Source organism: Mycobacterium sp. NGS11, assembly GCF_059813315.1.
The window spans coordinates 185036-203921 of the sequence record NZ_JCALEJ010000001.1 but is presented as its reverse complement, the minus strand read 5'-3'; the positions used below and the strand labels follow the sequence as shown (position 1 = coordinate 203921).

The window sequence follows — 18886 nt, the reverse complement described above, 5'->3', positions numbered from 1 at the left end:
GTATGCCTCGTTCAAGCCGTACACAGCCCAGCGTGCGCCCCCCATTCCCCCCATTACAGGAGGTACCGGCGATGGCCGAGATGATTATCGAATCACCCGACGAAGTCGTCGCGTTCCTGAAAGCGCAGCACAACCTCATCGAGGACATGTTCGACCAGGTGCTGCACGCTACGGATCCCAAGGCGCGCGAGCAGCCGTTCGCGACGTTGCGCCAGCTGCTGGCCGTGCACGAGACGGCCGAGGAGATGGTGGTGCATCCGCGCGTGCGGCGGGAGGACGATGATGCCGGCGACGCCATCGTCGACGCCCGCCTTGAAGAGGAGCATGAGGCCAAGGAACTGCTATCGGCGATCGAGAAGCTCGACGTCACCTCGGACGAGTTCATCGCGGAGCTCACCAAACTGCGCAGCGCCGTCCTCGAGCACGCCCGGCATGAGGAGGACGAAGAGTTCCCGGTGTTGAAGCGCAAGGTGGACACCGACGACCTGAAGCGGATGGGGGCAGCGGTACGCGCCGCTGAGGCGATCGCTCCGACGCGCCCGCATCCGGGCGTGGAATCGGCGAAACTGAACTTCGCGCTCGGGCCGTTCGCGTCCATGCTTGATCGCGCCCGCGATCTCATCGGCAAAGCCCTCGGATAGCGCACCCGGCGCGCCCCCCGGGTTTCCGTAGGCTCGGTGAGATGAGCGTTGCCCCGGATACCACCGTTGCTCTCCAGAACCGGTTCTTCCGCGAACTGCCGGAGATGGCGGTCCGTTGGCAGGCGGAGACCTTCCCCGAATTGCAGCTGCTCGCGCTCAACGCGCCGCTGGCCGACAAGCTAGGGCTTGACACCGGCTGGCTGCGCGGCCCCGACGGGCTGCGCTTCTTGGTCGGTAACTCGGTACCCAACGGCGCCACCCCGGTGGCCCAGGCCTACGCCGGCCACCAGTTCGGCGGCTTCGTTCCGAGGTTGGGCGATGGGCGTGCCCTGCTGCTGGGCGAGCTGGTCGACGGCGACGGGCGACTGCGCGACATACACCTCAAGGGTTCCGGCGCCACGCCCTTCGCCCGCGGCGGCGACGGCCTGGCCGCGGTGGGCCCGATGCTGCGCGAATACCTGGTCAGCGAGGCGATGCACGCCCTGGGCGTGCCGACGACGCGGTCGTTGGCCGTGGTGGGGACCGGGCGTCCGGTCCATCGCGAAGAAACACTGCCGGGTGCGGTGCTCACCCGCGTGGCCAGCAGTCATCTGCGGGTGGGTAGCTTCCAGTTCGCCGCGTCCACCGGCAACGAGGACTTGCTGCGCCGCCTCGCCGACCACGCGATCACCCGCCACCACCCCGCCGCCGCCGAGGCGGACAACCCGTATCTCGCCTTGTTCGAATCGGTGGTGGCCGTCCAGGCCTCGCTGATCGCCCAATGGATGCTGATCGGATTCGTCCACGGCGTGATGAACACCGACAACACCACGATCTCGGGCGAAACGATCGATTACGGACCTTGCGCGTTCATGGACGCCTACGACCCCGACACGGTCTTCAGTTCCATCGACTTCTGGGGACGCTACGCCTATGGAAATCAACCGGTAGTCGTTGGATGGAACCTCGCCCGCTTCGCCGAGACTCTGCTTCCGTTGCTCTCGGAGCACACCGAGGAGGCAATCGCGCTCGCGGAGCAGTCGTTCGGCGTCTTCCAGACCCGCTACGACGCCGTGTGGAGCGCCGGGATGCGCGCCAAACTCGGCTTGTCCGCCCAGGTCGACGACGAATTCGCCACGGTGCTGGTCGAGGAGTTGCTCGCGCTGCTCAAGCAGAACCACATCGACTACACCTCGTTCTTCCGCCGGCTCAGCGACGCGGCGCGAGGGGATGCCAAACCCGATGCCGAACCCGTCCGCGGATTGTTCGCGGACCTGGCCGGCTTCGACGCGTGGCTGACGCGTTGGCGGGCGTTGGGTCCCGACGCCGACACGATGGATCGCACCAACCCGATTTACATTCCGCGCAACCATCTTGTCGAGGAGGCCCTGTCCGCCGCGACGGCCGGCGAGCTCGACCCGCTGCAACAGCTGCTCGCCGCGGTCACCGACCCCTATGCGGAACGGCCGGGCCTCGAGCGCTACGCGGAGCCCGCCCCCGAGGACTTCGGCAAGTATCAGACCTTCTGCGGCACTTGACCTTACGACAGCTTGGCGAGCTCGGCCTGCAACCCATCGAGGCGCTGTAGTGTCTGATCGCGAGGCTCGGTCGGCAGGTCCACCAACAGGTGATCCACACCCAGGTCGCGATAGGCCTCGAGTTCTTTCGCCGCCGGCTTGCCGCCGTGGAAGTGGATCACCGGCACGTCCTTGCCGGCCACGTCTCGCAATTGCTCGAGCGGAGAAGCCAACTCCTCTGCCGATCCCGTCATCGACAGCCAGCCCGCGTTCAGCCGCGCGATGCGCTTGAAGCCCGCCGGTCCGCCGCCGAGGTAGAGCGGTGGGTGGGGCTTCTGGACCGGCTTGGGCCAACTGTAGATCGGGTCGAAGTTGACGAATTCGCCGTGATATTCCGCCTTTTCGTGGCACCAGATCTCGATCATCGCGTCGAGCCGCTCGTCGACGACTCGTCCGCGGACCGAGGGATTCACGCCGTGGTTGGCGATCTCCTCACGCAGCCAGCCGATGCCCACGCCGAATCGAAAACGCCCCTGCGACACCAGATCCAGCGACGCCACCTCTTTGGCCGTGTGGATCGGGTCGCGCTGGGGCACCAGGGCGATGCCGGTGCCCAGGACGAGCCGCTCGGTGGCGACCGCGGCGGCGGTCAGCGCCACGAACGGATCCAGCGTGCGGTAGTACTTCGGCGGGATCGGGCCGCCGCTCGGATACGGGGTCTTCGCGTCGACGGGGATGTGTGAGTGCTCGGCGAGAAAGAGCGATTCAAAACCGCGCTGCTCAAGCGCCTCGCCCAACTCCACGGGACCAATGCCGTCGTCGGTAACAAATGTCAGCACACCGAAACCCATGATGCTCAGTCAACAGCATCACCGCCCGCCTGTCAGCGCGGGCTTGTCCCGGCGGCTCGCTCGAAATGACTCAGCTCACGGCGCGGTTTCTTCGGTCACCGCCCGGGTTGCCCGGCGCTTGGCCGGACGCACCGCGCCCCAGAGGCCGGTGGCGACACCGACCGCGGCGCCGCCCAAGCCGATGATCTGCTGCGAGGGCTTCAGCTGGCTGTGCACGCTCAGCCCGCCGACCAGGTCGGCCACGTCGGCACCCGCGGAGGCCAGGAACCAGCCGCGCGTGTTGTTACCGCGCAGCGCCGCCGACGCGAGCAGGACACCGATCAGCGCGTCGCGATAGCCCATCGACCGCAACAGCAGCTGCGCCGTGGGCGTCGGCTCGTCCGGGTCCCCCCACAGTCTGTTCGCCCGCAGCGGGTCGACGAGGAAGGAAACGCCAGAGGCAAGTCGGATGGTGCCCGCAAGAAGGCCGAACCGGTCGATGGACATGGTCTTCAGAGCCTAGGAGCAAATCGTGCGATCGTGCGCGTATTCCATTCGCAAGTCGCTCACGGCGCCGGGCAGGAATCGGCGATCTGCAGCGACGCCGGCCACAGCACAGTCGCCGCCCCAAAGGCCATGGCGTCGGCGCCGGTGGGCGCCACCGCTTCTATCCGCGCCTGAATTCGCTGGATCTGCTCGGGGTGAAAAGCGGTCCACGCGAACCCAATACACAGGTATGGGATCAACAACCATAATCCCAGCTCGACCAGCCCGCCGACGCTGATCTTGTGCCCGAGGATGCGCCGGATCGGGTCCATCGCGTGTTCGATTCCGCCCATGACCGCACTTCCTACCGCAGCACCAGTTTCAGCGCGTAGTCGACGACAGCATCGAGGTCCGTACCCAAATGCCCGGCGAGCCACTGCTGCGCGAGCTCGGCCATGGCGCCCGTGTACAGGGCCGCGGCGACCTCTGCGGCCACCGGATCGGAGTCGGGGTTGAGGCGCCAGCCCTCGGTCAGCACGCCCTCGCGCAGCATGTCCTGCGTGGCGCGGCGCCGGACGGCCAGCACCGGGTTGGTGCGCGCGTCGGTGAACAGCACCCGGCCGCGGCGCGGATCGGCCGAGGAGAAGCCGAGCACCGCCGCGATGCCGGCCCGGGTCCGGGCGCCCAGCGAATCCCCCGCCTGCCCGACGGCGGCCTCGATCACTTCGCCGAGCTGATCGCTCACCCGGTCGTAGACGGCCCCGAGCAGATCGTCGGTGTCGCTGAAACTCTCGTAGAAATACCGCGTGTTCAGCCCACATTCCCGGCACACCGAACGCACCGAGAGGGCCGCCTCGCCGCCGCTGCCGAACAGTCGATAGGCGGCCTCCACCAGCAGCGCACGTCGTTCGGCGCGGCGGTCCTTGAGCGGTATACCGGCCCACCGGGTGGGACTCGACATTCCTACAGGGTAAGTCGACCAGGCGCGTGTCTTGTCACACCTGTGGCCAAAACCTTATTCTGGTTACAGTCGTGGCCAGATTTCGTAGGGAGTGTGTCGTGTTTCTGCCACACCAGATCGTCGGGCAGATGATCAACAAACGGTTGGACGACAACATGCGGCGGTACTTCTTCCGCGGCATGGAGTTCGCCGCGCCCGTGGGCGATCCGGGTTGGTTCGGTCCCGACAGCGCCGTGTGGCGGGTGCACTCGCACTTGCCGGCGCTGATCTTCGGGCTGCAATGTGCCGCCTTCATGGAGACCCTGGACCCGTCGATCTACTGGATGGGCATGCACCACTCCCGCCTGATCAAACGGGACAGCGACGGAAACCCGATATCGCGGGTGCCCCACATCGATCCCGAAGGTGCCGCGACACGCCTCGGTCACTCGGTGGCGTTCTTCATCGGCACGGCATACGGGTCCACGGAAACGGCTGAGCGCCTGGCGAAATCCGTGCGCGCGATGCACCACACCATCAAGGGCACCCGCCCCGACGGCGCACGCTACGACGCCGACGATCCCGAGTGGCTGCGGTGGAATTACGCGACGGTGGTCTGGGGCCTGGCCACCGTGCACGAGCTATATCACCCAATGCCGTTGCGCAGCAAGCAGCTTGACCGGTATTACGGTGAGTTCGTCCGGGTCGGGCATGCGTTGGGAGGCGTCGACCTGCCGACCACGAAGGCCGAGACGCTCGAGTGCCTGGAGTCCTACTTGCCGAAATTGGCTGTCACCTATGGCAAAGCGATGGGCACCGGCCCCAACGTTTCGATGCCGCAGGCTGCGGTCGATTGGGCCATCCGCGACACCATGCCGAAATGGGCCAAGCAGATGCTGCAGCACCGCGATTGCAACATCATCGAACGTACCGCTCGTCGCACCGCGGTGTGGTCGATCATCAACGGGATCCACGCGGCATCCGGGCCCGCCCCGGAATTTCAGCAGGCCCAAGCGAGAGTCAAGGGGGGAACAACGGTCCCCCACACCCTGCCGAGCTACGTACTCGGCAGCGATGAGGTCCGCAGCCGCTCGGAGGTGGAGCGCAGCTTCCAGTCGGTGTAGTCCGCACGAAAGCCGTTGCGTACAACCAGGTATCGACCGCTACGCTGCGCCGGGTGTGATGATGGGAATATCGATGATCGGCGGCGTCTGCGGAGTCGTTGCCGGCGGCGGCGCCTGAGTGACTTGTTGTCCCAGGTGCTGGGGGCAGTAGGCGCTCGCCGCGATCATCGTGAATTGAGCGGCGCCGTCCACCGTGAACCCCGGATTACTCGACGACACGCTTTTGATGACCTCGACCTGCGGGCTGCCCTCGTCCATCAGTTGGCAGGCCCTTTTACCCACCCCGACGGCCGCAGCCGGATCCTGATAGGTGATGCCCGCTTTGTTCAGCGCGGTGAGGAAGCTCGCATCGGCTCCCGAAGCGCCGACCGGATCGGCGTACGCCGGCGCGGCCGCGCCGGCGAGCACGGCGCAGCCCGCAAGCGCTACCAGCATTCGCATCGCTTCATCTTCGTATAGATCGGTGGCCGTGTCCTGCCGGCCCCCCACCGTGTGCATGAACGGGGAAGTCGAGCCGCCGGGTGGCGATCCTGACGAATGCTGGCACCCGCCCTGGATGTGGTACACAGTGGCTATGTCCGCGCTGTCCCGTCAACACCGTTGAGAGCGCCGACGTGGACGACGATCGACTTCTGACATCCGGCCAGACCTGCTGGCGCACGGCACGGGCCGACCAATTCGCCCCCATCATCGACGCCGCCGACTACTTCAAACACGTCAAGGCGGCGATGCTGCGCGCTCGCCATCGAATCATGCTGATCGGCTGGGACTTCGACTCCCGGGTGACATTCGAGCGCGGCGCGAAGACACTTCCCGGGCCGAACCAGCTGGGCGCGTTCCTCTACTGGATGCTGTGGAAGCGGCCGAATCTGGATGTCTACCTGCTGAAGTCCAATCTTCGGCTGCTGCCGGCGTTCGACGGCATTTGGTTTGGCCTCACCCCGGTATCGCTGCTGAACCAGATCAGCAGCAGGCGAATGCATCTCGCCATCGACGGCGCCCACCCGATCGGTTCGGTGCATCATCAGAAGATCGTGGTCGTCGATGACGCGGTCGCGTTCTGCGGCGGCATCGATCTGACACTCGAACGATGGGACACCCGCGCACACGCGCATCGCAACCACCACCGCCGGACGGTAGGGCGCGGTTACGGTCCGCGCCACGACGTCGGCCTGGCCGTCGACGGCGCGGCGGCGCGGGCCCTGGCTGAGCAGGCCATGACCAGGTGGCAGACCGCGACCAAACAATCGCTGTCGCCTGTCCAGGCCAAGCACAGCGCGTGGCCCAGCAAACTGGAACCGAGCCTGCGCAACGTCGACGTCGGAATCGCCCGCACCGTGCCGGAGCTCGAGGATTCCGCCGAGGTCAGGGAGGTGGAGGCGCTCAACTTGGCCGCCATCGCGGCGGCACGGGACACCTTGTATGTGGAAAACCAATACCTGGCGTCCCGCACGATCGCCGAAGCGCTGGCTGCGCGGCTGCGCGAAGACCGGGGTCCGGAGATCGTCATGGTGCTGGCTCGCAGAGGCAACAATCCTCTCGAGCGGGGAACCATGGACAGCGCACGCCACCGCCTCATCCAACTGCTGTGGGAGGCCGATGAGCATGGCCGGTTGGGCGTGTTTTGGCCGGTGACCGACGGCGGAGCGCCGATATACGTCCATTCGAAGGTGCTGGTGGTCGACGACCGGCTGTTGCGCATCGGCTCCTCGAATTTCAACAACCGCTCGATGGGGTTCGACAGCGAATGTGACGTCGCGATCGAGGCGCCGCCGGCCGATTCCGAACACGACGAGCTGCGCCGCGAAATCGCTTCCGTGCGAAACGAATTGCTGGCCGAACACCTGGGGGTTTCGGTAGGCGAACTGGCAGAGGCGATCGGTGAACACCGGTCGGTGTTGAAGGCCATCGAGGCGCTTCGGGGACACGGCAAGACGTTGCGGCCTTTTACCGAGCGCACCATCGCCAACGAGGCGGGCCCGCTGGCCGAGAACGACCTGATGGACCCCGACCATGTGCCCCGGTCGCTGACCCGCAGCGTGCAACGGTTCATCACCGGCCTTCGGGGTTGACCGGTCGGCGATTCGGGTGTGGGTCAAGTCCAAATCGGCCTAGTGTGGGCAGAAGTGCCAGTGACAAGGACGAGCACCGATGAGCATCGACGACGAATCAGTCACCACGCTGGAGGACCTGCGGGGCGATCTGGCGCAGCGCTACAAGCGGACGCCGACCGGTGGAAGTTCGGTAGACAGCGCGATCGTCGAGGCCGACATGTCCGCGCTGGATCGCGACGGCTACGTCATCTGGGAGAACCTGCTAAGCCCCGAGCAGTGTTCGCAGATCCGCGAGGTCGTGCGCCCTTGGCTGGGGCACACCGGACGAAACTCCTTCGAGGGCCTGCGCACTCAGCGCATTTACAGCGTGCTGAGTAGGACCAGGGCGTGCGATCGGCTGGTCGACGATGCGCGGGTGCTGGCGGTGCTCGATCGGCTGCTGATGCCCAACTACCTGCTTTCGGCGTTGCAGGCCATCAACATTCGCCCCGGCGAGGCCGCACAGCTGGCGCATCACGACGACGGCTTCTACCCGATTCCGCGTCCTCGGGCCCCGCTCGCGGCCGCGACGATCTGGGCGATCGACGACTTCACCGCCGACAACGGCGCCACCGTCTTGTACCCGGGCAGCCACCGCTGGGGAAAGCGCCGGCCGGGTCCCGACGATCAGGCCCTCCCGGTCGTCATGCCCGCCGGGTCGTGCGTCTTGTTCGTGGGCACGCTGTGGCACGGTGGAGGCGCCAACACCACAGATCGCGAGCGCCTTGCCGTCACCGCTCAGTACTGCCAACCGTGGCTGCGGCCGATGGAGGCCTACACCCTGTCGATATCGCGCGACATCGCCCGAGCGGTCTCCGATGACATTCGCCGGATGCTGGGCTATAGCATTCACCCACCGTTCGTCGGCAACGTCGACGGCCTGCATCCGTTGCGGCTGTTGGAAGTCGAGGCGCAGTCCTAGCGCCCGTTCGATCGGGAGGCAGGGCGCTTGCACGTTTCCCGGTTTGACGGGCCCCTACCTGGCTATTCTCAGTTCTGTCATGACGCGTCGAGCGGGCCCGCCCGACGAACAAGAATCGGATTCGCCGACGGCCGGGCTCGGGAATCGTTTGCACCGCAACCACCGGATGGTGGCCGGTGCCAAAATGCTGGCCGCGCTGACATCGCTGGTGCTGGTGGCCGCCATCGGCATCGCCTGGCACGCCTACCGCAGCGCCTCGGCGGGCATCACCAAATCCGAGGCATTGGCCGGTGAACCCGAGTCGACCGGAAACGACCAGAACATCCTGATCATGGGCCTGGATAGCCGGCGCGACCAGCACGGACAGCCGCTGCCAGCCGACATCTATGACGCGCTGCACGCGGGCGATGCGGATTCCGCCGACGGCGATTCCGACGCGCTCATCGTGGTGCACCTGCCCGCCGGCGGCGGTCCGGCCACGGCGATCTCAATTCCCCGCGACGACTACGTCGAGCTGGCCGGATGCCCGACCTCAGATTGCCGCGGCAAGATCAAGGAGGCCTACAGCTTCGCCTACCAGCGCGTGATGGCCGGCCACGGCTCCGCCGGCTCACAACCGAGCCCGACCCCGGTTCAAGGGCAAGACTCCACCACTAGAGAACAGACGGCGCGGGAGGCGGGCCGCAAAGCCGAAATCAGCACCGTCAAGAGTCTTTTGCAAATCCCGATCGATCACTTCGTCGAAGTCACCCTGGCCGGGTTCTTCCAGATCGCACGCGTGGTCGAACCGATCACGGTGTGCCTCAACGCCGATACCTCGGACCGCTACTATTCCGGCGCGGACTTCCACCGAGGTATGCAACAGATCAGCGCAACTCAAGCGTTGGCCTTCGTTCGGCAACGCCGCGACCCCAACGACGCGGCATTCACCGACCTTGACCGCAGCCGGCGTCAGCAGGCCTTCATCGTCTCGGTGGTCAGCGCGATGCGCCGCGGCGGGACGCTGTCGGATCCCACCAAACTGCATGCCCTGCTAGAGGTCGCGAAGCAGAACGTTGCCGTCGACGCTAATTTCGACTTCGACGATTTCGTTCGTAACGCGCTGGAGTTCCCCAACAGGCCAGTCGCGCTGTACACGCTGCCGGTCACCGGGTTCGGCGAAATCTCGAACGGCGCCTACGTGAATTTCATTGACATACCCACCATCCGCTCCATCGTGCACAACCTGGTGGGCACCGATTCGTCGACTACCTCCTCGACCAGCAGCCCCTCCGCAGCAGCGCAACCGGACAGCGGTACGCAGAGCACTGCCGGCAGCGTCGCGCTCGACGTGGTCAACGCCTCGGGCCGGCAAGGCGAGGCCGCAAGCCTCCAAACGCTCTTGGCGACTGGAAGATTCACTGGCGGCAAGGTCAGCAGCGCCGACTCCACCAGCGAAACGAGCAGCATCGCTTACGGGCCCGGCGCGAAGACAGCGGCCACCGAACTCGCCGACCAGTACGACATCACCGCGACCGCATCAGACAGCGTCGCCGGCAACACGGTGCAGCTCACCGTCGGGACCGATTTCTCCCGATTCGACCACCACCGCGATTACCCGTCGGGATCGCCGACCATAACCGCGACGGCGCCCGTCACCACGGTGCCGGCGACGGGCGCCGGCACGCAAGAACCTGCCGTCACCAACCTGTCGCGCATGACCGCCGACGGCATTCCCTGCGTGAAATGACAAGAGGCCAAGGTGTTTTCCGCCGGGCATGCCTCGATGTCGCGGCGGACGGCGCGGTGTTTAGAGGTGCAGGGCCTGCGCCGCCGCCGTGGCCACGGCACCCCTGAGATTTGAGATCGGCGGGCTGCCCCGCAAGTGAATGGAGTTCGAGAGCAGGATGACGTAGGTATTCGAGCCTGGGTCCATCCACAGCGTGGTTCCGGTAAACCCGGTATTGCCAAAGCTGCCGACGGGAAACACCTTCCCGCGCGGCCTGGAGTAGGCCGTGTCGATGTCCCAGCCAAAACCGAACAGGCTTTGCCCTTCGATCGCCGGATAGTGGGCTGCGTGAGCTCCTTGGGCGGCACGGTTTGCCGCCTCAACTTGTCCGGCGGTGTGACCGGGTTGCTGAGGGGTAGTCATCAGCTCGAGAGTTTCTGTCCGCAAAGGAAACTCACTCGGACGGCCGGCCAGCCGATCGAGCAGCGCCTGCGCAAAAATACTGACGTCGTGCGCCGTCGAGAACAGGCCGGCATTGCCGGCTACTCCCCCCATCCGGCGCGCCGTCGGGTCATGCACGGTACCCCGAAGCAGCGCATAGAAATCCGGATTTCTGCTCGGGTCGTCTCTGCTTTCCTCGTCACGCGCCGTTGGCGCGATACGCGTCAGGAGGCTGGTGTTCCATGTCCCCGCGGGGCAATTCATCGGCTCACCTCCCGGCGGCGCGGCGGCCCAGGCAACCGCTGCCCCTCGCACCACGTGTGGGCCACACGCTTTGGCCGCAGGAAGGTAGCGGGTATCTTGCAGCCCGAGCGGTGCAACCACATTGCGTTGCACGTACGTGTCTTCGGCCTCGCCGGTGGTCTTTTCGAGCAGCGCGCCGAGCAGGATGTAATTGATGTCGGAGTATCGGAAAAGCTCGCCCGGACCCGACTGCAGTGGCGCCGTGAGCGCGCGACGAATGCCTTCCGCTTTGTCGGGTCCGCCCAGCCCCCACGGGTCTTGCAGGCTGACGTCGATCCCTTCGCCGGAGAAGTTGGTCAGCAACATGCGAACCGTGACCTTGGCTCGCCGTGGATCGTTCGTTGTGTTGAAGTCGGGCAGATATTTCTGCACCGGATCGTCGAACGCGACCTTGCCCTGTTCGTAGAGCTGCATGATGGCGACCGCCGTCGCGAGGCACTTCGTCAACGACGCCATGTCGAAGATCGTGTCCTCGGTCATCGGCTCTGCGGGTGCGGGCGATCCATCCAGCCCCGGTTCGTCGGCCAGTTTTCGCGACCCGTACGCCTGGTGGAAGACGACATGGCCGCCGTGCCCGACCACCACTACCCCACCCGGCAGCCCGCCTGCCGCGATCGCGTCGTTCATCAGCTCGGAGACGGGTGCGAAGTCAGGCGCGGGCCCCGCAGCCGGGGGCTCCGCCGGCACAGGCCCCGGCGCGGACGTCAAAGCGGGCTGCTGCGAGCGGTCGGCCTCGGGTGCGTGTGCCGTAAACGCCCAGGGCGACGCCGCGATCAGGCCGAGCAGCACAATTGCGACCACGACCGTCTTGCGCGGCGAGGTCGGCCAAAATTTCCACCTGCCACTGATCACAGGCATACGGCAAGAGTAAATCGACGGCATGACGGCATCCAGCACTCCTTCGGTTTCCGCGCAAAGCGGCTGTCGCGCAGCAGGTTAGAGCGGTGTGCAGTACCGTTGGCCCGGGATGTGTCGCGACGCCCGGTCGCGGCGATCCAGTCGGTCTGGGAGCGAGCGGTGAGGACTCATCCCCTTTGACGTCCGGCAGGCAATCAGTTGCCGTGCTGGCGGGCACGATGGCGGCCATCGTGACCTTGACGCAATGCACCGGCGTGCCGAAGCCCCCCGCGTCCAGGCCGTCGTCCGCCGCGACGTCGGCGGCCGGCACGTCGCCGCCCGCTGCCGCTAGCAACATTCGGCCGGTCACCGCCGCGGAGCTCGGGGCGAGCTGGCGGCCGGACTGCCCGGTAGACCCCGCGCAGCTACGACGCGTCGAGGTCGACCACATCGGTTTCGACGGACGGGCGCACCACGGCGAACTGATCGTGCATCAGGACTTGGCGCCGGAGGTCATTACCGTCTTCGCTCAGCTCTACCGACTCGGATTTCCCATCGAGAAGATGCGTACCGTCGACCACTACCCGTCCGCGAACGATGAGCTCTCCATGCAAGACGACAACACGTCGGCGTTCAACTGCCGGGGCATCCCCGGAAGCGATCACTGGTCTCAACACGCCTATGGCCGGGCTATTGACCTCAATCCGCGTCTCAACCCCTGCGTCTATGCCACCGGCACCTTCCAGCCGCAAAACGCCGGGCGTTACCTGGACCGCAGCCGGCGAGACCCAGGACTCCTGCACGACGGGGACGCCGCCGTGCGCGTCTTCACGGACCGCGGGTGGCGGTGGGGCGGTCACTGGGCGGCCCCGATCGATTATCAGCATTTCGAGCGGCCCTGAACCGGAACTCTGCAAGGATGCATGGATATGTCGCGCTCATTCGACGTCTCGACCGAGTCACCCGCCAGTGTCGAACAGATCCATGCCGCGTTCGGTCGCGAGGACTATTGGCGGGCCCGCATCGCCGATGCCACCAACATCACGCTCGACTCGCTGGTGGTTGATGCCGACGGCACGGTGACAGCCCAAATTAGCCAGCATTTCGGCCGTCAACTGTTACCCGGCCTGGTGTCCAAGCTCATCAAAGGCGACCTGAAAATCGTGCACACCGAGACATGGCGACCGCAAGCCGACCGGCGCGTGCGCGGGGAGGTCAGCGTCTTGGCGTCCGGCGGATTGGGGTCTGGTCACGTGGAGAGCTGGCTGGCACCGACGGACGACGGCGGCTGCCAAATGCGCTCTGCCCTGCGCGTGGAGGTGAAAATCCCTCTGCTCGGCGGCAAACTCGAGAAATCCATCGGGTCCGACTTGGCCAACGGCATCCCCGAGCTGGTGCGCTTCACCACCACGTGGATTACCGAGAACGACGTGTAAGTCCCGGTTGCGTCGGCTGCAGTTGGAACATTCGCTGCGATGTGGCGGCGAAACGGCTGGGGACGGTGCTGAATCGCCCGCATTCCGGCCTGCGCCTACGCGCTACGCAAGTCACTGTCATAGCGCTTCGCCAATGTCGGGGAGTAAGGCGATGTCCTCGGGTTGGCCATTGCGACGAAATAGTGCCGCTGTCTCTCGAACATTCCTCTTAGCCCAATCAACATTGAAGTGACTTAGCACCTGATATTCATATTTGAAGCGCTCTGCTCTATCTCCCACTCGTTTGGCGGCTTGGCCGGTAACCACCCCTCCGACGTACCAGTAAAGAAGGTCATCAAGTGTGCCGACCCGGTCGAAACCGAGTTTTCCGCGCTCGTAGAAAGTGAAGTGATACGCGTCATCGTCGACCACATAGATATTCAGTCCGTCGTTTGTTCGAAGCCCGACGGGCATAGTACGAACTCCGAGCGTTTCCGATAGCCGATCGACTTCAGCCTGAAGTTCCGCTGCCTTATCGGCCAAGGCGCGGTCCTGATCGCATTTGCATGCGCCGGTTCACTGGAGTCTAACCAGGGGTGCAATACCGTGCAAATTCTTCATTAGCTGGTTTTCCATTAGCCCGGCCCGCCCATTTCACGGACACCGTCATGTGCAACGGGGAAATACTTCTTGATGCGTTCGCGGACCGCCTCGAGCGATTGGTCTATGGTTGGGAACGCGATTGCCGGATTATCCCTCATGACTTCATCCAAGGACACTCCCCGTCGGATGGCGAATCTGGGAAGATATTGCCATTTTTCTGACCGATCATAAAGACCAAGAATGTTATCGGCGTCGAGCGGCGCAATCATGCAATTTATCTCGCCTTCACGCGGTGCATCGTATATCTGGATCTTGCAATCGTCTGAACGGAAAAAGACAACGTAAGCCTTCCGTCCGTGTTCAACAGTGTCACCGAACTCGTCCAGTTCGAATCCGAGCTGAATCAGCAGAGGCTCAACAATGGACCGCACTCCCGCTAAGAATTCTTTTGTCATCTCCGCCCGCCCGCCACATGTACCCAAGAGTTGCCAACCTGCTGATAACCGTATTCCTCTGCGTTGCTCTTCAAGTAAGCTATTTCCTTGGCGGAGAAGGTGTCCGGCCTCAGAGCTAAGACCTCTTCGACAGTGTTGAACCCCTGCGGCAAATTGTATTCGATGCGGGCAATGCCAGCTTCCATATGGCCGCGGAGGAATTGTTCATTGACCTGCCAAGCCAGGCCCTGCGCTTCCGCATGACCAAGGCTCCGCGTTAGAGCAGCCCAAGCTGGGTCACCCGTATCGAAGTAAATTCCGCCGTGCCCTCTGGCGTCACCAATGTAACCACCTTCCTGGCCATCAAATCTGCCCAGAACTACTCGGTCCGAGTGGTCACCAACGTAGTGAGTGGACATGTCAGCCAGTTGTCGACTGAGGCTCGGTGTGGGGCCGCCATGCCCGAACGCGCCATTCAGATCTGTGGCCGCCTGCTCTGCCCACGGGTTGTAACCGAAGGGGTGATCGAACCCGATCGGCGAATGCGGTGAAACTACGGGACCGGTGTCGAGCACACCAGGGCCGATGTCGCCAAGTCCCGCTTCAACGGCCGCTCCCTCGCCACCGAAAATCAGCCCAGGCAGAGCGAATGCGCCGTCGGCGGCCTTGCCGCCGAGATAATAGGCCGGGCTCGGTGAGTCAAGGGCGTTCTTGACTTCTCCGATCGCCGCGACAGCCGGGTTCGGCGCCGTCTCGATCGTGTTCTTGAGCATCTGCTCCCATGATTTGAGGACGCTTGGAGCCCCGGGTCCTCCTTGTCCGACAAGGTTTTTGATCGCCTGGTCGGTAGCAAACCATCGGTCACTGAATCCTTCACCGAATCCGGGCGGTGGCGGGCGCTGCGGCTCGGGAGGAACGTAATTGGGCATACCGTTATCGAGCCACTGCTGAGTACGCCCAACCACGTCATTCAAACGCGCCTCGATCTGATCTGGCGGCACACCGTCGCGGATCATGGTTTGGCGTGCCATCGCCTTGAAGCTCTCCACGTCAGCGGGTTTCAGCGCAGGCGGCGGTGTGCCAGGAACCACCGGTCCTTGCACCCCGCCCAAGAGGTCGGCCAGGCTTCCGGGTGTGAGCTGATCACCTTGACCACTTACCGCCTGCTTGCCGGTGGGAAGCGAGGGGCCTTGCAGCATGGGGGGATTGCCACCGGCGCCGCCAGCCGGAGCCGGCGCGTGTGAGGGTGGGCCATCACCGGACGCGGGATCTGCGGCGCCCGCCGGAAAAAGCATGTCTTGCAACGACCGCGGCTGACCCTCGGCGGCAGGCTTCGGCGCGCTTTGGGGCGCCGGGCGACCTGCAGGCAAAGACCCGTTGGCACTCAACGGGCCTTCCCCGACGGCACTGCGGATGGCGGTGGCAAGCTCGTGGTCGGCGCTGTCCGCATGCACCTTCAACGCAATCAGCTTGTCCTGCAACACCTGTTGCTGGGCAGCGAAGTCCAGGGAGTCACGGCCGACCCACGTGTCGCCCACGTCGATTCGCCAGTCCGGCGTTATGGTCCAGCCGTTCGCATCAGTGACCCGCTGAATGTCATCGAGCTCGCGCTTGCACGCACTAACGTCGTCCTCGGCGCGCGATACCGCCGCGGCTACCTGCTTGGACTCCTGACCGTCCGCCTCGATGTCGCGGCGAGCCTTGCCCAAATCGGTGCGAAACGCTTCCCCGGCCTGCCCTTGCCAGCCGATGAGAACGTTGTGGACCTGCTGGAGGTTGTCCCCCAACTGCTGCAAGGTATTTGCGCGCCCATCGGCCGTCTCGAATACCTTGTGAATCGCGTCGAGATCCCAACGCTTGACATCAGATGGGGTCAACTGCCCCACTCGAAACCCCTACTCCTGCACCGATGTAAAGGCTCGTTGCGATTGACGCTCGTTGGTGAGATACCAGAGCATCGCCTCGGCCACGTGGGACCCAAGCGCGTCCACCCGCTCATTGTGCTGGTCGTGGCGGACCTCCCACCGTGCCGTCAACTCACCCAATGCGAGCTCCGAAGATCCGATCCAGCCCGGCGCGGCCTCGGCCAGCCGATCCTCATGGGCGATGAAGTCCAGAGCAGCATCACCAATCGCGTTGAACATGTGGTTACTGCCGAGGTGCAGTGCGACCGGATCGACCTTGAAGCTATCGGCCACGAACCATCCCTTCCGCTCGTCGGCATCGTGTTCCGAATGATAATTCGTCGCGGGCGCTCGCGCCCTTCACCTCCTTTGACCACGTCGTGCGCTGGCTGTCGAGACCATCGCCCGGGCAAAGGGCTGAAGTTCGCCCGAGATAAGAGACAATCACCTCATGCCCCGTGAACCCCACGAGCCGCCGGCCGCGCCGCGACCGAAGCGGGTGCATGTCACGCCCGAGGACGTGGAAAGGTTCGGCGACGAGGAGCAGGTGCGCGAGGCGTCAGACGAGCGCCGGCTACTTGACGAGCGACCGCCGCATCACCACTAGCCCGAAGGGCCTCGCGGAAGGGACTGGCGAAGGCCGCCGCCGCTGAGTGAGACTGGTAGCCATGAGTTTGGTGGAAACGGTCTTTTCGCAGGTGTTACGGGTACACGACACGGTCTATCAGAAGACGAACGGCTGGATCGGCCACCGCACACTGTGGATACCGAGTCTGCTACTGCATACCGTCGGGGCGAAAACCGGCAAACAACGCACGACGTCGCTGTCCTACGCCCGTGACGGTGACAACTACCTGGTCGTCGCGTCCAAGGGCGGTGCGCCCCAGGCTCCCGGCTGGTATCACAACTTGAAAGCCAATCCCGACGTCGAGATCAACGTCGGCCCAAGGCGTTTCGCCGTCACAGCGCGACCGGTGCTGTCCGGCGATCCCGACTATCAGCGGCTGTGGCAGATCGTCAACAAGAACAATCAAAACCGCTACAACGAATACCAGAAGAAGACGTCGCGACCCATCCCCGTCGTGGTTCTGGCCCCGAGAGGGTAGGACAGCACGGGAGCCGCGCGAGTCAGGTCACCGTGGTTGCCGCTAAACCGAGAGTGAAGACCTGCACCTCGGCCGACTTTCCCTTCAACGCGTGCGCTCCCCGATTCAGGAGTCCAGGCGGCCGAGATGTCAGCGCTTCCACGCACGAACCGGTGAGAAGGATGGCGTCGCCGGTGATCTTGGTGAGTTGCTCGACGCGGGCGGCGACGTTGACTGCGTCGCCGATCAGGGTGAACTCGAGCTTGCTTCCGCCACCGATGGTGCCGGCGATCACCTTGCCGGTATTGACGCCGATGCCGATGCGAAGCTCATCGCCGAATCGCTGGGCCACGAGTCGCTGGATCAGCACCGCCGCGGTAACCGCGGCATCGGCATGATTGGCGAGATCGTTGGGGGCGCCGAACACCGCCAGAGCGCCATCGCCGAGGAACTTGTTGACATGCCCACCGGCGTCGACGACGGCTGGCACGACGATTTCAAACAGCGCGTTGAGCCGCGTGACGGTGTCCTCGGCGGAGTTCGCCTCGGCGAACGGGGTGAAGTCACGGATGTCGACGAACATCACAGTCACCTCGCGCCGCTCTCCGGTGAAGACGTCGTCGCCCTGCTGTAGCAGCCGCGCGGCGAGCACCGGGTCGACGTAGGTGCCGAACGCGCCCTGAAGCCGTTGCCGCTCAGCCAGACCCGTCTGCATGCGATTGAACGACGCGGCCAGGGCGCCCAGGTCGTCGTCCTGGACGACCGGCAAGCGTTGACCATAGTCCCCTGCCGCAACGCGTTCGGCGCCTTTGGCGAGGTCGCGAATGGGTTGCAGGGAGTGTGAAAACCCGATACCGACCGTGACCGGCACCGCGAAGACCAGTGTCAACGCACAGCCGATCGCGGCGGACAGGATCGGTGCATCGCTGACCGGGGCAAGCACCGTCGCGCACATAGCCCCCGCAACGGCGTAGGCAAACGCCGCTGCAAGCATGGACACGTTAGACCGCGTGGCAAAACTCGGGCGCGAGCGCGGCAGCGAGTCCCCAATTCCCGTCCCGTCGGCAAGGGCGATCCTGACCGGACGCTGCATCGCCTCCAGGATGCTGTGAAAAGCGATCAGCTGCACCGCTATTCCGATGACGGCGCCGCGGATCCCGTATTGCACCAACCGGGTCCACGACGCTCCAGCGATGGCGCCGACGACGACCGACAACGCGGCGGCCCATACGCCGGTAGCCCAGACCGTCAGGGCGGACGATTTGCGGCTGTAGCGGTAGGTCTCCTCGAGTGCGGCCGCTCGATCGATCTCGCGACCGGCTGCCCACTGCCCCACGTAGCGGATCCATTGGCGACCAGGAGAGACCATGATGCACACGAGTAACAGCACCGCGACAACGGTGACGGCGGCCGCGTCTACATATCGCCCTTGCTTCTCCGCAGCGACGATCGGCAACGATACGAACACGGCGTAGACGGGAAGCGAAACGAGATACGCTGCCGCGCATAACGCCCACCAGTAATACCGCGCCCCGTATCGATCCCACGCCCACTGCCAGATGCGATCCATGTCGGGAGATTAAAACGTCGCCGATCGCGATGTGCGGGAAAGGGCCGCGTCGGT

The 18886-nt window shown here is 64.8% G+C and carries 21 protein-coding genes; 10 read left to right on the top strand and 11 right to left on the bottom strand.

From position 1 onward, the window contains the following. Positions 1 to 71: 71 nt before the first annotated feature. Both AC5Y4T_RS01030 and AC5Y4T_RS01025 read left to right on the top strand, forming a co-directional pair. Positions 72 to 641 (top strand): hemerythrin domain-containing protein, encoded by a 570-nt coding sequence (locus AC5Y4T_RS01030; protein ID WP_499951624.1) that lies wholly within the window; start codon positions 72 to 74, stop codon positions 639 to 641. Between the two features lie 41 nt (positions 642 to 682). Further along, entirely contained in the window at positions 683 to 2158 is a 1476-nt protein-coding gene (locus tag AC5Y4T_RS01025; protein WP_499951620.1) for a protein adenylyltransferase SelO, read from the top strand. A 2-nt stretch (positions 2159 to 2160) separates the two neighbouring features. On the opposite strand, the gene AC5Y4T_RS01020 is transcribed toward AC5Y4T_RS01025, so the two are convergent. The 4 genes from AC5Y4T_RS01020 to AC5Y4T_RS01005 all read right to left on the bottom strand — a co-directional run bounded on the left by AC5Y4T_RS01020 (position 2161) and on the right by AC5Y4T_RS01005 (position 4414). Beyond that, complete coding sequence (locus AC5Y4T_RS01020; RefSeq protein ID WP_499951618.1) at positions 2161 to 2988, bottom strand: LLM class F420-dependent oxidoreductase; 828 nt, start codon at positions 2986 to 2988, stop codon at positions 2161 to 2163. A 75-nt stretch (positions 2989 to 3063) separates the two neighbouring features. Continuing rightward, the gene (locus AC5Y4T_RS01015; RefSeq protein WP_499951616.1) at positions 3064 to 3474 is read right to left on the bottom strand and encodes a DUF4267 domain-containing protein; all 411 of its coding nucleotides are present in this window, start codon (positions 3472 to 3474) and stop codon (positions 3064 to 3066) included. A 59-nt stretch (positions 3475 to 3533) separates the two neighbouring features. After that, positions 3534 to 3806 carry a hypothetical protein gene (locus AC5Y4T_RS01010; RefSeq protein ID WP_499951614.1) on the bottom strand — a complete coding sequence of 91 codons (273 nt, stop codon included), beginning with the start codon at positions 3804 to 3806 and terminating at the stop codon, positions 3534 to 3536. An 11-nt stretch (positions 3807 to 3817) separates the two neighbouring features. Next, complete coding sequence (locus AC5Y4T_RS01005; protein ID WP_499920023.1) at positions 3818 to 4414, bottom strand: TetR/AcrR family transcriptional regulator; 597 nt, start codon at positions 4412 to 4414, stop codon at positions 3818 to 3820. A 98-nt stretch (positions 4415 to 4512) separates the two neighbouring features. Here AC5Y4T_RS01005 and AC5Y4T_RS01000 point away from each other — a divergent pair, with 98 nt between their 5' ends. Then, a complete protein-coding gene (locus AC5Y4T_RS01000; RefSeq protein ID WP_499951611.1) occupies positions 4513 to 5517 on the top strand; it encodes an oxygenase MpaB family protein in 1005 nt (334 codons plus the stop codon). A 39-nt stretch (positions 5518 to 5556) separates the two neighbouring features. On the opposite strand, the gene AC5Y4T_RS00995 is transcribed toward AC5Y4T_RS01000, so the two are convergent. Beyond that, the gene (locus tag AC5Y4T_RS00995) at positions 5557 to 5958 is read right to left on the bottom strand and encodes a DUF732 domain-containing protein (RefSeq protein WP_499951610.1); all 402 of its coding nucleotides are present in this window, start codon (positions 5956 to 5958) and stop codon (positions 5557 to 5559) included. 173 nt (positions 5959 to 6131) lie between these two features. Here AC5Y4T_RS00995 and AC5Y4T_RS00990 point away from each other — a divergent pair, with 173 nt between their 5' ends. The 3 genes from AC5Y4T_RS00990 to AC5Y4T_RS00980 all read left to right on the top strand — a co-directional run bounded on the left by AC5Y4T_RS00990 (position 6132) and on the right by AC5Y4T_RS00980 (position 10261). Beyond that, positions 6132 to 7589 carry a phospholipase D-like domain-containing protein gene (locus tag AC5Y4T_RS00990; protein ID WP_499951609.1) on the top strand — a complete coding sequence of 486 codons (1458 nt, stop codon included), beginning with the start codon at positions 6132 to 6134 and terminating at the stop codon, positions 7587 to 7589. A gap of 79 nt (positions 7590 to 7668) precedes the next feature. Next, positions 7669 to 8532, top strand: a complete 864-nt coding sequence (locus AC5Y4T_RS00985) for a phytanoyl-CoA dioxygenase family protein (RefSeq protein WP_499948540.1) — start codon at positions 7669 to 7671, stop codon at positions 8530 to 8532. A gap of 166 nt (positions 8533 to 8698) precedes the next feature. After that, positions 8699 to 10261 carry an LCP family protein gene (locus AC5Y4T_RS00980; RefSeq protein ID WP_499951978.1) on the top strand — a complete coding sequence of 521 codons (1563 nt, stop codon included), beginning with the start codon at positions 8699 to 8701 and terminating at the stop codon, positions 10259 to 10261. Positions 10262 to 10321: 60 nt separating this feature from the next. On the opposite strand, the gene AC5Y4T_RS00975 is transcribed toward AC5Y4T_RS00980, so the two are convergent. Further along, on the bottom strand, positions 10322 to 11842 hold the full coding sequence (locus AC5Y4T_RS00975; protein WP_499951608.1) for a serine hydrolase domain-containing protein: 1521 nt from the start codon (positions 11840 to 11842) through the stop codon (positions 10322 to 10324). A 218-nt stretch (positions 11843 to 12060) separates the two neighbouring features. On the opposite strand from AC5Y4T_RS00975, the gene AC5Y4T_RS00970 reads away from it, so the two are divergent. Together AC5Y4T_RS00970 and AC5Y4T_RS00965 are read left to right on the top strand one after the other, a co-directional pair. After that, on the top strand, positions 12061 to 12723 hold the full coding sequence (locus AC5Y4T_RS00970; RefSeq protein ID WP_499951975.1) for a M15 family metallopeptidase: 663 nt from the start codon (positions 12061 to 12063) through the stop codon (positions 12721 to 12723). Positions 12724 to 12750: 27 nt separating this feature from the next. Beyond that, a complete protein-coding gene (locus tag AC5Y4T_RS00965; RefSeq protein ID WP_499920018.1) occupies positions 12751 to 13257 on the top strand; it encodes a DUF2505 domain-containing protein in 507 nt (168 codons plus the stop codon). 117 nt (positions 13258 to 13374) lie between these two features. Here the strand turns inward: AC5Y4T_RS00965 and AC5Y4T_RS00960 are convergent, their stop codons facing one another. From AC5Y4T_RS00960 to AC5Y4T_RS00945, 4 genes are all read right to left on the bottom strand, one after another. Next, entirely contained in the window at positions 13375 to 13710 is a 336-nt protein-coding gene (locus AC5Y4T_RS00960) for an Imm63 family immunity protein (protein WP_499920217.1), read from the bottom strand. Between the two features lie 161 nt (positions 13711 to 13871). Next, positions 13872 to 14294, bottom strand: a complete 423-nt coding sequence (locus tag AC5Y4T_RS00955) for a hypothetical protein (protein WP_499951607.1) — start codon at positions 14292 to 14294, stop codon at positions 13872 to 13874. Next, positions 14291 to 16159, bottom strand: a complete 1869-nt coding sequence (locus AC5Y4T_RS00950; RefSeq protein WP_499951605.1) for a hypothetical protein — start codon at positions 16157 to 16159, stop codon at positions 14291 to 14293. Before AC5Y4T_RS00950 ends, AC5Y4T_RS00955 begins: the two co-directional genes overlap by 4 nt. Before the next feature lie 9 nt (positions 16160 to 16168). After that, the gene (locus AC5Y4T_RS00945; protein ID WP_499920017.1) at positions 16169 to 16471 is read right to left on the bottom strand and encodes an RNA 2'-phosphotransferase; all 303 of its coding nucleotides are present in this window, start codon (positions 16469 to 16471) and stop codon (positions 16169 to 16171) included. Positions 16472 to 16628: 157 nt separating this feature from the next. Here AC5Y4T_RS00945 and AC5Y4T_RS00940 point away from each other — a divergent pair, with 157 nt between their 5' ends. Both AC5Y4T_RS00940 and AC5Y4T_RS00935 read left to right on the top strand, forming a co-directional pair. After that, on the top strand, positions 16629 to 16784 hold the full coding sequence (locus AC5Y4T_RS00940) for a hypothetical protein (RefSeq protein ID WP_499951604.1): 156 nt from the start codon (positions 16629 to 16631) through the stop codon (positions 16782 to 16784). A 61-nt stretch (positions 16785 to 16845) separates the two neighbouring features. After that, positions 16846 to 17283 (top strand): nitroreductase family deazaflavin-dependent oxidoreductase, encoded by a 438-nt coding sequence (locus tag AC5Y4T_RS00935; protein WP_499920015.1) that lies wholly within the window; start codon positions 16846 to 16848, stop codon positions 17281 to 17283. A 22-nt stretch (positions 17284 to 17305) separates the two neighbouring features. Here the strand turns inward: AC5Y4T_RS00935 and AC5Y4T_RS00930 are convergent, their stop codons facing one another. Next, positions 17306 to 18832 carry an adenylate/guanylate cyclase domain-containing protein gene (locus AC5Y4T_RS00930; protein WP_499951603.1) on the bottom strand — a complete coding sequence of 509 codons (1527 nt, stop codon included), beginning with the start codon at positions 18830 to 18832 and terminating at the stop codon, positions 17306 to 17308. Positions 18833 to 18886: the final 54 nt, after the last annotated feature.

Excerpts from the sequence above, each read along its gene's own strand:
- AC5Y4T_RS01030 (WP_499951624.1), top strand. The coding sequence starts at position 72 with ATGGCCGAGATGATTATCGAATCACCCGACGAAGTCGTCGCGTTCCTG.
- AC5Y4T_RS01025 (WP_499951620.1), top strand. The coding sequence starts at position 683 with ATGAGCGTTGCCCCGGATACCACCGTTGCTCTCCAGAACCGGTTCTTC.
- AC5Y4T_RS01020 (WP_499951618.1), bottom strand. The coding sequence starts at position 2,988 with ATGGGTTTCGGTGTGCTGACATTTGTTACCGACGACGGCATTGGTCCC.
- AC5Y4T_RS01015 (WP_499951616.1), bottom strand. The coding sequence starts at position 3,474 with ATGTCCATCGACCGGTTCGGCCTTCTTGCGGGCACCATCCGACTTGCC.
- AC5Y4T_RS01010 (WP_499951614.1), bottom strand. The coding sequence starts at position 3,806 with ATGGGCGGAATCGAACACGCGATGGACCCGATCCGGCGCATCCTCGGG.
- AC5Y4T_RS01005 (WP_499920023.1), bottom strand. The coding sequence starts at position 4,414 with ATGTCGAGTCCCACCCGGTGGGCCGGTATACCGCTCAAGGACCGCCGC.
- AC5Y4T_RS00995 (WP_499951610.1), bottom strand. The coding sequence starts at position 5,958 with ATGCGAATGCTGGTAGCGCTTGCGGGCTGCGCCGTGCTCGCCGGCGCG.
- AC5Y4T_RS00985 (WP_499948540.1), top strand. The coding sequence starts at position 7,669 with ATGAGCATCGACGACGAATCAGTCACCACGCTGGAGGACCTGCGGGGC.
- AC5Y4T_RS00980 (WP_499951978.1), top strand. The coding sequence starts at position 8,699 with ATGGTGGCCGGTGCCAAAATGCTGGCCGCGCTGACATCGCTGGTGCTG.
- AC5Y4T_RS00975 (WP_499951608.1), bottom strand. The coding sequence starts at position 11,842 with ATGCCTGTGATCAGTGGCAGGTGGAAATTTTGGCCGACCTCGCCGCGC.
- AC5Y4T_RS00970 (WP_499951975.1), top strand. The coding sequence starts at position 12,061 with ATGGCGGCCATCGTGACCTTGACGCAATGCACCGGCGTGCCGAAGCCC.
- AC5Y4T_RS00965 (WP_499920018.1), top strand. The coding sequence starts at position 12,751 with ATGTCGCGCTCATTCGACGTCTCGACCGAGTCACCCGCCAGTGTCGAA.
- AC5Y4T_RS00960 (WP_499920217.1), bottom strand. The coding sequence starts at position 13,710 with ATGCCCGTCGGGCTTCGAACAAACGACGGACTGAATATCTATGTGGTC.
- AC5Y4T_RS00955 (WP_499951607.1), bottom strand. The coding sequence starts at position 14,294 with ATGACAAAAGAATTCTTAGCGGGAGTGCGGTCCATTGTTGAGCCTCTG.
- AC5Y4T_RS00940 (WP_499951604.1), top strand. The coding sequence starts at position 16,629 with ATGCCCCGTGAACCCCACGAGCCGCCGGCCGCGCCGCGACCGAAGCGG.
- AC5Y4T_RS00935 (WP_499920015.1), top strand. The coding sequence starts at position 16,846 with ATGAGTTTGGTGGAAACGGTCTTTTCGCAGGTGTTACGGGTACACGAC.
- AC5Y4T_RS00930 (WP_499951603.1), bottom strand. The coding sequence starts at position 18,832 with ATGGATCGCATCTGGCAGTGGGCGTGGGATCGATACGGGGCGCGGTAT.